Raw genomic sequence first — 13,821 nt, forward strand, 5'->3', positions numbered from 1 at the left:
GGGCAGTCCCGGGGTGCCGTTCCCGCACCCCGTGCCGCCCGCCCGTGCTGCCGTCGAGCAGGTGCGGGTGATCAGCGCGACCGCCGGGGCGGGGGCAGGGCGGTCAGGGCCTCCGGTGGGACGGTGTGGTCGAGGAGATGGAGAGGGGCCGGGCGCACTCCGGCGGCCTCGGCGGCGTCCCAGTGGGCCAGGGCGCGGGGCAGGTCGACGAGGCCGTGGATCAGGGGCGGTTCCGTACCGGAGGCCCGGTCGGCGAGGTGGGCGTGGAGGAGGGACTCCAGGCGGCAGGAGGCGAGGGTGCCGGGGAGGTGGAGCGCGAGGTGGTGCTGGGTGCGGGCGCCCGCGTGGCCGGTGAGGGCGGCGGCCGGGAGGTCCGGTGACAGGTGCGTCTCGGTGGACTCCAGGGCCAGCAGGCCGCCTCCCACGATCAGTACGTCCCGCTCGTGCCGCATCCGCTCCAGGGCCCGCGCGGTGTCGAAACAGTGCGGGAAGGAGTCGTCCACGACGATCGTGCCGGGCCGCAGCCGGTCGACGTCCAGCAGGGTCGTCGGGCCGCCGCTGACCGCCGTGACGATGAGGTCGGACGCCTCGTAGACCTCGGCGGGGAGCGTCCGGGTGTCGGCCGACTCGACGACCCCTACGGCCGTGGCGGGATGGTCGGCCGACAGTTCCTCGGCGAGGTGGTGCAGGCGGGGAGCGCTGCCGGGCACGTCGCAGAGCAGGAGCCGGGCCGGTGGGCGGGGGCTGCGGGCCAGGAGCAGGCGCAGGGACGACGTGCCGATGGAGCCGCAGCCGACGACGGTGAGGGTGAGGTCGGCCAGGTCGCGGCCGGTCGCGTCGAGGGCGCTGCGGACGGTCTTGACCACGGCGACGGTCGTGGCCGCGTGGCCGGTGGTCAGCGTGGTCTGGGTGGTCTGGGTGGTGGGGGTCGCCGGGATCTCCCGGAGGACTTCGTAGCCGTAGCCGGTGAGGGACGGGATCATGCCGGCCAGGGAGACGCAGCGGGCGCCGAGGGATGCGGCGTGGTCCACGGCGTGTGCGGTCATGGCGGCCAGGGTGGTCGGGGCGGCAAAGGTGGTCGGGGTGGTCGGGGTGGCCCGGGTGGCCGGGTCGCCGGTGGGGAGTGGGCCGGTCAGTTCGTCGGCGAAGAGAGGGAGCGAGACGAAACCGGATCTGCCGAGGGGCGTGGTGACGCTTTCCAGGAGCCTGGCGCGGCCGTCAGGGAAGAGCAGGGCGCGGATCGCTTCACGGCTGGGTGCCGCGTCCGGGGGGAGCCCGGCGAAGGCGGCGAGGTGGTGAGGGGCGGGGAGGTAGCCGATGAGGGCGGCGTCGAGGGCGGGTTCGGGGGTGGGGTCGAAGGGGCGGGCGGTGGTGGCGTCGTCGTGCGGTGCCTCCTCCAGTCGACGGCTCAACTCCCGTGTGAAACGCGCGAGTTCGTCGAGCGTGAGAGCGGTCGCCGATGCTCGGGCGGTGACGCGCAGGCCTTCGCCGGTCGGTGACGGACGGACCGCCAGGAGAACGTCGGTGCCCACCGGCGGTGGGGCGAGCGCGGTGTCGGTGTCGTCGGCGTGGAGGGTCAGGCTGCTGTCGGGCGGTGTGCCGAGGGAGGTGAAGTCGAGGAACGTGAAGAAGAACTGGGCGGTGCGCGGGAGGCCTTGGGGCGTACGGAGGTCCAGGGGCCCGGTGGTGCGGGCCGCGATCGTCTCGGCGGTGATACGGCGCAGGTCTTCGTCGAAGCCGGGGGCCGGGTGCGTGCTGTCGGACGGGGACGCCGGGCGCAGCGCCACGGCCTCGGCGAACGGGCCGAAGACGTGCTGGGCGTCCCGCGTGCTCTCGTCCCGGCCGGTGACGGCCAGGCCGAGGACCAGGTCGCGGCGGCCGGTGAGCGTGGTGAGGGCGCGGTAGTACGCGGTGAGGACGGGGGCGTGGAGCGTGGTGCCGTTGGTCCGGGCGAGCTGGCGCAGGGCGTGGGTGCGGCCGGCGTCGACGGTGAAGGACGTGGTGTGGAAGGCGGGCGCGGTGCCGTCCGGGTGGGGTGCGCGCAGGACGGGCGGGGTGTAGGGGGCGAGGTGGCGGGCGCGGTACTCCTCGGCCTCCGGTGTCGTGGGCGGTACGTCCCACGCCCGGGGTGCGGTGCGGTGGAGCGCGTGGTCGCGGAAGGTGGAGTGCGGGGGCTCCAGGCCGTGCGGGAGGCCGCGTTCGAAACGGCCGTACACGGTGAGGAGTTCGCGGGTGAGGAGGGCCGCGCTGTAGCCGTCGCCGATGAGGTGGTGGGCGTGGACGAGGAGGACGTGTTCGTCCGGCGCGAGAGTGAAGAGGCGCAGACGCAGCAGGGGCCAGGCCCAGGGTTCGAAGCGGCGGCCCGCCTCCTCGGCGGCCCGTTCCTCCAGCAGGCCGGGGTGGGCCAGGGTCTCCGTCTCGACGGGGAGCCTTAGGGAGGCGGGGAGTTCCTGCTGCACGGGCGGGCGGGCGCCGGCCGGGAAGACCGTGCGGAGCATGGGGTGCCGGGCCATGAGGACGTCGACGGCGCGTTGGAACAGGTCGGGGTCCAGGGGGCCGCGGATACGGAAACGGGCCAGCCAGGCGGGGTTGGCACCGTGAGTGCCGTGAGTGCCGCGAGTGCCGTGAATACCGCGAGTACCGGGGACGTCGGGGGTGTTGGGGGCGTCGGGTGTACGAGGGCGGCCCGACGCGAGGGCGTCGGCGAGGAGGAAGCCCTGTTGGGAGGGCGTGAGGGGGTAGGGGGTTACGGGGTCGACCGCCTGTCGGCTCTCGGCCGGAGCGACTGCGGTGGTGTCGGCGGTGGTGTCGTCTGTGGTGGCGTCGATGGCTGCCGCCAGGGCGGTCAGGGTGCGGTGCGTGTAGACGGCGGTCGGGCGGGGCAGTGCGGGGCGTTCGTGGCGTAGGCGGGAGAACAGTTCCAGCACGGTGATGGAGTCGCCGCCGAGGGTGAAGAAGTCGTCCTGGCGGCTGATCTCGGACTCCGGCACGTCCAGCAGGGCGGACCAGGCGCGTGCCAGCAGGTGCTCGGTGGGGGTCGCGGGGGGCGTGCGCGGCGGGTCGGGGCGCGTGGCTTCGCTTCGGGGAGCGAGGCCGTTGCGGTCGATCTTGCCTGTGCCGGTCAGGGGGAGGGCCGGGAGGGAGTGGACACGGGCGGGGAGCATGTACGGGGGGAGGGTGCGGGAGAGGAAGGCGCGCACCTCGCGGGGGTCGAGCCGGCGGGGGTCGAGTCGGCGGGGGTCGGGGGTGTGCGTGCCGGTCCTGGGCTCGACGTACGCCTCCAGCCGACCGTCGCGCAGCAGGACGGCCGCGCGGGCCACGCCCGGGTGGGTGAGCAGGGCGGCCTCGATCTCGCCGAGTTCCACGCGGTGACCGCGGACCTTGACCTGGTCGTCGAGCCGTCCCAGGAACTCCAGAGTCCCGTCGGCCGTACGGCGGACGCGGTCGCCGCTGCGGTACCAGCGGCGGCCGTCCCGTTCGGTGAAGGCGGCGGCCGTGAGGTGGGGGTCGCCCAGGTAGCCGGGGGTGAGGCCGGTGCCGGCGATGAGGAGTTCGCCGGGTTCGCCCGGGGCGCGTTCGCGTCCGTCCTCGTCGACCACGGTCAGTTCCGTGCCGGAGATCGGGCGGCCGATGGGGAGGTGGCGTGCGTCGTCGCCCGGGCGGGTGTCGATGATGTGGCAGGTGGCGTTGATGGTGGCTTCGGTGGGGCCGTAGAGGTTGGCGATGCGGTGAGGACCTGGGCCGCCGCCGGTGCCGGTGCCGGTGCCGTCGAGGGTGTCCAGGAGGTCGAACCACCGGCGTACGTGGGCGGCGGGCAGGGCCTCGCCGCCCACGTGGACCCAGCGCAGGGCGGAGAGGTCGGGGGGCGTGCCGTTGTCGCGGGTGCGGTCCTCGGCGGCGGTGAGCAGGCGTTCCCACAGCGTCGGGACCGAGCTCCACACCGTGATCCGGTCCGCCACGACGCGGTCGAGCAGGGCGTCGGGGTCGCGCAGCAGGTCGCGGGAGAGGGGGTGCACCGTGGCGCCGGCCAGCAGCGGGGCCAGCAACTGCCGTACGGAGGCGTCGAAACAGACCGAGGCGGTCTGCGCGAGCCGGTCGCCGGGGCCGTAGCCGAAGGTGGTCAGCGACCAGTCGAGGTAGTTCGTCATCGACCGGTGGGTGATGGGGACGGCCTTGGGGCGGCCCGTCGAACCGGAGGTGAAGATGACGTAGGCGATGGCTTCGGGGGAGGCGGAGGGGGAGAGTTCGGGGGAGGCGGAGAGGGAGGGTTCGGGGGTGTCGATCGGTGGGGTGTCGGCCGGCTCGGACACCGGGACCGGGGTGACGCCCTCCAGACCGGTGGCCGCTTCGTGGGTCGCCGGGTCGCAGACCAGTACGCGAACTCCCGTACGGGACAACTGGTCCCGGTGCCGGGCGGTCGGGTGGGTGGCGTCCAGCGGTACCCAGCCGGCACCCGCCCGCAGGATGCCGACGACTCCGGTGACCGTGGCCGTGCCGCCCGGTTCGGTGAGGAGCCCGACCAGGTCGCCGGGGCGTACGCCGTGGGCGCGCAGCCGGGCGGCGAGGGCGGCGGAGGCGGTGTCGAGCGCGGCATAGGTGAGCGTGTTCCGGCCGCCGGCGGTGGCGACGGCGATGGACCGGGGGGTGGCGCGGAACCGGGCGCGGAGACGGTCCACGATCCCGCCGGTGCCGGTGCCGGTGCCGGTGCCGGTGGTGGTGGTGTTCGTGGAGGACGTGCTGTCCGTGCTGTCCGCGCTCTCCGCGTCCTCCGCGTCCTCCGCGTCCTCCGCGTCCTCCGTGCCGGTCGTGTCGTTCGTGTTGTTCGTGACGGAGGGCGGGGTGGCTGAGGGGACCGCGACGGTGGCGTGCAGTTCCGTGACGTACTCGTCGGCGAGGCGGCGGACGGTCTCGGGGCGGAAGAGGCGGGCGGGGTAGTTCCACGACAGGCGCAGGGCGGCGTCGGCTTCCCAGCAGAGGAGGCCGAGCCGGGTGGCGGCGGAGGCGGTGGCCGCCGCCGTCGGGGTGACGGTGACCGGCCAGTCGGGGCCGTGGACCACGGGGAAGCGGGAGAAGCTGAACCCCGCTTCGGCCGCCGTGCGGGGTGCCGGGCCGGTGGTGGCCCGTACCTCGGACAGCAGCCGGGCGACGTCGGTGCTGCTCAGGGTCGCGTGCGCCTCGGCCTCCCGCCAGATCCGGCGCAGCCGGTCGGCGAGCGCGGTGACCGGTTCCTCGGGGTCGACGTCCACGAACACCGGCAGCGTGTCGGCCAGCGGCCCCACCAGACGGTCGATGCCGGCGATCGGCGACTCCCGCCGGGCCCGCGCCACGTTGACCGCCACGGCCCGCCGCCCGCTCCACCGCGCCAGACAACGGCCGTACACCGCCAGCAACAGGTGGAACAACGAGACCCCGTGCCGCGCGGCGGTCTCGCGGAGTGCGGCGGTCAGCGCCTCGTCGATACCGGTGCGGTGGTGGGTGAGGGGCGGGGCGGGCGGTGCTTCGGGGTCGCCGTCGTACGGCAGGGAGGGGGCTGCGGCCGGGGTGGCGGGGATGTGCGCGGCCAGCCGGTCGCGCCAGTAGTTCTGGTCCTGTGCGTACGCCGGGGACCGGCGCTCGGCGGTCATCGCGGCCGCGTAGTCACCGAACTCGCCCTTGAGGAGCGGGAGTTGGGTACTTTCGTCGCCGCGTGCCAGGGACGTGTAGAGCGTCCAGAGCTCCTCGGCGAGGAGCTTGAGGCTGAAGCCGTCGGCGGCGGCGTGGTGGACGACCAGGAGCAGGTGGGCGAGGTGCGCGTCGTCACGGTCGTGGACGAGGACGGCTCGTACCGGGTCCTCCCTCGTCAGGTCGAACGGGCGGTTGCAGAGGTCGTGTTCGAGCCGGTGGAGGTCGGGGTGCTCCCGTACCTCGTACCAGCGAGGCGCCGTGTACACGGGGCCGGCGGGGGCGGCGTACTGGCGTGGGCGGGCGTCATCGTCGTCGGTGATCCGCATCCGCAGCATGGGGTGGCGGGCGGCGAGGTGGGCGAGTGCCCGGCCCAGGAGGACGGTGTCGAGGGGGCCGCTGACGCTCTGGCGTACGTAGCCGTAGGCGGTGATGCCCTCGTGGAGGGTTTCGGTGGTGTGGAAGGCGAGTTGGAGGGGGGTGAGGGGGAGTGGGAGGGGCGGGCGGTCGTCGGCTGTGGCCGTCGATGAGGGGTCGTTCGGAACGACGCTCGACGTCGGCATCGGAGTTGGAGTTTCGATCGCTGTCGGCATCGGGGTCGGTGGGGTGGTGGTGGCCAGGTGGGTGGCCAGCTCGCCGATCGTGCGGTGTTCGAAGAGGAGGGTGGCCGGGAGGGGACGGTCGAGTTCGCGTTCCAGGCGGCGGGCGAGGTCGACGGCGCTGAGGGAGTCCAGGCCGAGGGTGAGGAACTGTTCGTCGTCGCCGATGTCCTGCGGGGCACGGTGCAGGGCCTCGGCGAGGAGACGGCGTATGAGGGTGGCGACGTGGGACGTCCCGGCCGGGCCGGGAGGCCGCCGAACGACAGGCTGGGGGTGGGCCGTTGCGGGGCGGGGCGTGGCGGGGCGGGGCGTGGCGGAGTCGGCGTCCGGGGGAAGGGGCGCCGGGGCTGCGGCGCCCACGCCCGTCACCAGCACGTGCGCCGCGTCCAGGCGGAGCGCCGCGTGAAGGCCTGCCAGGGCGGCCCGTGCGGTCATGGGGGCGAGCGTGAGTGCGTGTGCGTGGGTGGGGCCGTGTGCGTGGGTGGGCCCGTGTGACCGGAGCCGGGGTTGGGGGGCTGTTCCGTGCGCGAGGCCCGTGTCGGTGACGGGGCCGAAGGCGATCGACTGCCAGGGGCGGCCGGCGGCACGTTCGGCGGTGGCGAAGGCGTCGAGGAAGGAGTTGGCGGCGGCGTAGTCGCCGAGGGCGCCGGCGAGGCCGGGCAGGACGGCGGACACGGAGGAGAAGGCGACGCGTACGGCGCCCTCCTGGCCGTGCCGGCGCAGTGCTTCGGCGAGGAGTGTCGTGCCGCGCACCTTCGCGGCGAGTACGGCCTCGATCTCGTCGTCGGGCTTGCCGCGCAGGCTGCCGGGGCGGGCCGTGCCGGCCGCGTGGAACACGGCGTCCAGGGGCGGCAGGCCGGCGACGAGTTCGTCGATGTCGGCCGCGTCGGTGACGTCGGCTGCTTGATAGCGGGCGTGGGCGCCGAGGGCGCGGAGTTCGGTGAGCAGAGCGCGGGGCGGGGTGGTCGTGCGACCGGTCAGGACGAGGGTGGGGGTGCCGCGTTCCGCGAGGTCACGGGCGAGCGCGGAGCCGAGGCCGCCCGCGCCGCCGGTGATCAGATAGGTGCCGTTCGGGGGCAGCGGGGTGAGGGAGGGGGCCGGGGCGGGGGGCACGGCCGTACGGGCGAGACGGCGGCCGGTCCGCCAGGCGACGGTACCGCCCGCGCCGGAGCCGGGAGGGGCGGTGGGGCGGGCGTCCAACTCGCGTTCCAGCGCGTCGAGTCGGGCGTCGAGGGTGTCCTGGGCGGACAGGTCGACGCTCAGGGAGGAGAGGCCCGGGTGTTCCTCGGGGAGGGCCAGGGCGAAGCCGTGGAGGAGGGCCTGCGTGGGGCGGGGGCGGTGCTGGGGGGAGGGGTCGCCGGTGACGGTGACGGTGCCGGTGTCCGTGCCTGCGCCCGTGCCCGTGCCTGCGCCCGTGCCCGTGCCCGTGCCCGTGCCCGTGCCCGTGCTTGTGCCGGTGCTGTACGCGTTCTCCGTGACGAGCAGCAGGCGGGTGGGGGACGTGCCGAGCGAGGGCAGCACCTCGCGCAGGGCGGAGACGGCCGTGCTGGTCTCCGACTCCGGGCCCGTGGTGTCATCGGCGAACCACAGCACGGCTTCCGGGGCGACCGACCGCTCCTCGGCTTCCGCCGGGGCTGCGGACGGGCCCGGCGTCGGCGTCGGTCCCAGCACGGTCACTCCGCGCCCGGTGAGCCGTTCGGCCAGGGAGCGGCGGAGTGGTGTGTCGGCCCCGGTCAGGCGCACGACGCGGGGGCCGGGGGCGGCGGTCAGCGGGGCGTCGCGCCAGAGGAGGGGCCGCGGGGTGGGTATGTCGTCGGGCGCGGGGAGTGCCGTACGCGGCGCGGTCGTCGTGACGGGCTCGGGTGCCGGGGCGAGGCGCTCCGGCCAGTGGTGGCCGCGTTGGAAGGGGTAGGTGGGGACGGGCACCCGTCGCCGTCCCGTGCTCCGGGCCGGGGCCGTCGGGGCGGTCGGGGACAGCGGTGACAGCGGTGACAGCGGTGACAGCGGTGACAGCGGGGTCCCGCGGGTCCAGAGCCGACCGACCGTTTCGAGCAGTGCCTCGGCGCCCGCGACCGGCAGCCTGATGGATTCCTCCTCCGGTCCCCTTCTCGTCCCCGTCGCCGCTCCTCTCCCGTACCCCCGGCGGTCCGAGGCGGCAGCGGCCAGCGCGGGCAGGACCTCCACCTCGGAGGGTGTGACGCCGGGATGTGCGGCGGCCACCGCGTGGATCGGGGCGGAGAGGGAGGCACCGGGGCCGAGTTCGACGAACGTGTCGTAGCCCTCGTCGAGGAGCCGGGCGACGGCGGGGCCGAAGCGGACGGGGCGGACGGCGTGGTCGCGCCAGTGGCCGGAGCCGGGAGTCAGGTCGGGGGCCCACTCGCCGGTGACGGTGCTCAGCATGGGCACGGTGGCCGGGTGCACGGTCAGGGCCTTCGCCGCGTTGTGGAGGGGGGCGAGTACGGGGTTCAGCATCGGGGAGTGGAAGGCGTGCGAGACGCGGAGGCGCCGCGCGGCCACGCCACGGGCGGTGAGCGCCGCGACCGCCCGGTCGACGGCCTCCGCCCCACCCGCCAGCACCACCTGCGTGGGCGAGTTGACGGCGGCCACGCAGAGCGTGCCGCCGGACTCGGCGACCACGGCGGCGACGGTGCCCTCGTCACCCCGTACGGCCGCCATGGCGCCCGGCGCGGCGAGCTCGCCCACCAGGCGTCCGCGTTCGGCGGCGAAGCCGACCGCCTCGGCCAGGGGCAGGGCCCCCGCGACGCACGCGGCGGCGATCTCACCGACGCTGTGCCCCACGACCGCGTCCGGCGTCACCCCCCACGCGGCCAGTTGCCCGGCCAACGCCACCGCGAACGCGACCAGCAACGGCTGCGTCACCTCCGTCCGGGCCAGGGCGGCGGGGTCGGCGTCCTCGTCCAGACACCAGGCGGCCAGGGTGCGGCCGAGTACCGGCCCCGTGAGGGACGAGGCCTCCTCCAGGACGTCACGGAACACGGGCGCCGAGCGGTACAACTCCCGCCCGAGACCGGGCCGTTGGGCTCCCTGACCGGGCAGAACGAACACCGTGCGGGGCCGGCCTCGAACAGGCCCCGTAGCCGCGCCCACGGAACCCGCCCGCCGAAGCGCATCGACCGCTCCGGCGGCAGCGGCCTCTTCCACTGCTCCGGCGGCAGCGGCCTCTTCCACCGCTCCGGCGGCAGCGGCTTCTCCCACCGCTTCGAGCCGCTCCGCGAGGTCGCCGTCCGCCACCACGGCCAGCCGGTACGGTCCCTCGTCCCGGGCGGTGTTGACGGTGGCGCACACGTCGCCCTCGTCCAGTTCGGGGTGGGCCCGCAGATGTGCGGCCAACTCGGCGGCGGCGACGCGTAGTGCGCCATCGGTACGCGCGGACAGGGTCAGGAGGTGCGGACCGTCGGTGGTACGGGGTGCCGTGGTGGCCGGTGGTGTCGCGGGCGCGTCGGCCGACGCGCGGGCGACGGCGGGCGTCGCGCTGAGCGGGACGGCGGACGTCGGCCCCGCCGCCCCGCCCCTCGCCGCCCCACCCGTCATTGCCCCACCTGTCATCGCCCCGCCTCTGGTCTCCCCGCCCCTGATCTCCCCGCCCCTGATCTCCCCGCGCCTGGTCTCCCCGCCCCAACCGCTCGGCGCCTCCTCCAGGACGGCGTGCGCGTTGGTGCCGCCGAAGCCGAAGGAGTTGACGCCGGCGGTCAGCGGGCGGCCCTCCGTGTCGGTCCAGTCCTCGGGTGCGGTGACGAGGCGGAAGCCGGGGGCGGTGTGTTCGAGGAAGGGGGCGGGTGGGGTGGTGTGGGGGGAGGGCGGGAGCCGGCGGTGGGAGAGGGCGAGGGCGACCTTGACGAGGGCGGGCATGCCGGCCGCGTTGAGGAGGTGCCCGAGGTTCGCCTTGACCGAGCCGAGCCGTCGCGGGACCCCGTCGGCGCGGGGCGGGAACGCCTGGCCGAGCGACCGGGCCTCGACGGGGTCGCCGATGGGCGTACCCGTGCCGTGCGCCTCGACGTACGACACCACGTCCGGATCGACGCCGCACTCCTCGTACGCCCGGCCGATCACCTCGCGCTGCCCGCGTGGCGTGGGGGCGAGGAGGCCGAGCGAGCGGCCGTCGTTGTTGACGGCCGTCCCGCGTACGAGGGCGAGGACCGGGTCACCGGCGGTGCGGGCGTCGGCGGGGCGGGCGAGGACGATCACCGCGCCGCCCTCCCCCGGTACGAAGCCGTCCGCGTCGGCGGCGAACGCCCGGCACCGGCCCGTCGGCGACAGCGCGCCCGTCGCTTCGAGGAGGCGGTGGCCGGTCGGGGTCAGGCCGAGGTTGACGCCGCCGACCACGGCGAGGTCGCACTCGCCGGACAGCAGGCTGCGGCGGGCCAGGTGCAGGGCGACGAGGGCGGAGGAACAGGCCGTGTCGACGGCGAGGGCGGGGCCGTTCAGGTCCAGTACCTGGGAGACGCGGGCGGCGATCAGGTTGGGGAGGTTGCCGGTGAGGGCGGCCGGGTGGCGGGCGAGGTCCCCGTCGGCGGCCTCGGCGAGGATCTCGCGGTACCCGCTGTCACCGGCCGCCGCGAAGACCCCGACCCTGCGGCCGGCCCGCCGGGGGCCCGCGTACCCGGCACGCTCCAGCGCCTCATGGGCCAGCTCCAGGAAGATCCGCGCCTGCGGGTCGGTCGCCCGTGCCTCCGCCTCGTCCATACCGAAGAAGCCGGCGTCGAAGGCCGCGGGGTCGAGGAGGAAGCCCCCGGAGCGGGAAACCGGGCGGACTCCGTTCCCCCACCGGCCCTCGGGCACCTCGCCCACCGTCTCGCCCCCGGCCACGAGCAACTCCCAGAAACCCTCAGGCGTCCCGACCCCGGGAAACCGACAGGCCACAGCCAGTACGGCGACAGCCCCGGGAGGCCCGGCGTCGGCGCGCGGGCGGGGGTGGGCCTCGGCAGCGGCACGGGGACCCGCGTGAGCAAGGTGACCAGCGTCGGTGTCGGCGTCGCCCTCGGGAGCGGCGTGACCTTGGGCACCGGCGTCGCCCTCGGGCCTGGCGGCGGCATCGGGACCGGCGGAGGCGTCGGGACCGGCGGAGGCGTCGGGACCGGCGGAGGCGTCGGGACCGGCGGAGGCGTCGGGACCGGCATCGGGTCTCGTCTTCGCCTCACCCTCGCTCAGCGAACCCGCAACCCCCTCAAGGGCCGCAGGCCCTTGAGGGGCGCGGGGCTCTGACCTGTGCGGCTCCGCCGCGTGGGCGCGACCAGCCACGACGTGCCCGCACCCGCCATCGGACAGCTCCCCCCGACCCATGAGGCGCCCACCGGCAACCGCACCCGCACCCCTCTCCCCCAACGGCCCCAACGGCCCCAACAACCCCACCACATGCCCGGCCAGCCCCACCACCGTGTCGTGGTCCCGCAGCGCGCCCGGTTCCACCGTCACCGAGAAGACGTCCTCCAACCCGGCGAGCACGGCCATCGCCTTGAGCGAGGACCCCCCGAGGTCGAAGAACCGCTCCCGGAGCCCGACTTCGGACGCGGGCACCTCAAGAACACGCGCCCACACCCCCCGTACCGCCTCCTGGACCTCACGCAGCGAACGGGGGACGACCCCTCCCACCCCGGCCGCACTCCCCACCGCCGTACGCGGGGCGTCGGCCCAGCGCCCCTCGACCGCCGCGTACTCCCCGGCCTCGAACCGCCCCCGCAGCACCCCCCGCCGCAGTTTCCCGCTGGTCGTCCGCGCGAACGCCCCCGGCGGCAACGGCAGCACCCGCACGTCGTCGTGGCCGAGAGCCTCCCGCAGCCGCCCGGCGGCGGCACGGAGCACCGGCGCGGCGACCGAGGGCTCGGGCCGCGCCCACTGCACGAACGCGACGACCCGCTCGCCCCCGCCGTCCGGATCGGTGGACCCCACGACCGCCGCCACACCCGTGGGCAGCCCCGGCGTCGCGGCGACCGTCTCCTCCAGGTCCGCCGCGTGGAACGTACGGCCGTTGACGAACACCACGTCCTTGTGGCGCCCGGTGACGCACAGCCGACCCTCCCGCAGGAAGCCGAGGTCACCGGTACGCAGCCAGCCGTCACCCCCGAACGCCTCCGCGCTCGCCCCGGGCGCCCGGTGGTACCCGCGCCCCAACTGCGGCCCCCGCACCTCCACATGGCCGACCCGCAGTTCACCCAGCACGCCCCCGGACGCACCGGTGATCCGGACCTCGCAGCCCTCCACCGGCCGCCCCAGGTCCATCAACTCCACGGCGTGCGGCCCCGGTTCGGCCTCCTCCACCCGACCCCGGCCGAGCGCCTCCCGGTCCAGCGACAGCGGCGTCGCGGTCTCGCCCAGCGGCGGTACGGTCACCGCCAGCGTCGCCTCGGCCAGCCCGTACACCGGCAGCGGCGCGCGTGGGTCCAGCCCCGCCGCGGCCGTACGGGCCGTGAACTCCCGCCAGACGCGCGGCGCGATCGGCTCGGCGCCGACGAGCAGCAGACGTACGCAGCCGAGGTCGAGGCCGCCGAGCGTGGTGGCCGGGACGCGGCGGACCGCGAGGGCGAGGGCGAAGTTCGCGGCCGAGAGGAGGGTCGCGCGGTGGCGGGCCACGGCCTCGAACCACAGCGCGGGCCGCTTGGCGAAGGACAGCGGCTCTATGCGTATCTGCTTCAGGCGCGCGGCCATGGGGACGAGGTGCGTGCCGATGAGCCCCATGTCGTGGAAGTACGGCATCCAGGTCGCGAGCACGTCGTCCGGGGTGATCGCCATCGCGGAGCGGATCTGGCGCAGGTTGGCGAGGATGCCGGCGTGGGTCAGCTCCACGCCCTTCGGGGCGCCGGTGCTGCCGGAGGAGAACTGGAGGAAGGCGATGTCGTCGGGGGAGGGGCGGGGGAGGCGCCGCGGCGGGCGCCCGCGACGGAGCTCGTCGAGCTTCAACACGCTTATGTGTCCGCCGAGTTGGGCGCTTCCTCCGATCACGCCGGTGACGACGGCGGCCGTCGACTCGTCCACCACCACGGGGGGCCTGCCGAGAAGTTCCCACACCGGGCCGATCCGGCGCGGCTCCGGGGCGAGGGGGACGGGTACGGCTCCCGCCGCCAGGGCGCCCCAGAACATCGGCTGGAAGGCGTCGCCCCGGTCGGCGACCAGCGGCAGCGGGGTGCCCGGTGTCACGCCCGCGGCGAGCAGGCCGCCCGCCACGCGCAGCGCGTCGTCGTGGAGTTCGGCGAAGGTGACCGTGTGCTCGCCGCCGTCCCCCCGGACGTGCACGACGGTCTGGCCGGGGGCCTCCCGCGCCGCCCCGAGCAGCACGTCCAGCAGCGTCGACGCCGCTCCGCCGTTCACACGTTCATTCGATCTCTCCACCGTCCGGACCCTACAAGTCGGTTCGTACGGAGCATCGTCGCCGCCGAGCGCCCGCGTGTCCGAGCCGCTGGGGTCGCCGAACTGCTGGACCACCTCGCCGAGGGGACCCGCATCCGGACGTCAGGGAGGCCGTGGAAGCGGTACGGGAGGGGGTAGTCCGCCGCGTCGGACGCACCGCGCGACCGTACGGCGTCCGCCCCCACCCCCCCGTCCGAGC

The 13,821-nt window shown here is 75.4% G+C and carries 1 protein-coding gene; it reads right to left on the reverse strand.

Going from position 1 to position 13,821, the window contains the following annotated elements; translation table 11 throughout:
• Window positions 1-71 precede the first annotated feature (71 nt).
• The gene (locus OG272_RS26075; RefSeq protein WP_405894997.1) at window positions 72-13,604 is read right to left on the reverse strand and encodes an amino acid adenylation domain-containing protein; all 13,533 of its coding nucleotides are present in this window, start codon (window positions 13,602-13,604) and stop codon (window positions 72-74) included.
• Window positions 13,605-13,821: the final 217 nt, after the last annotated feature.

It is taken from the genome of Streptomyces sp. NBC_00104 (assembly GCF_045160825.1).
In the GTDB taxonomy this organism is placed as follows: domain Bacteria; phylum Actinomycetota; class Actinomycetes; order Streptomycetales; family Streptomycetaceae; genus Streptomyces.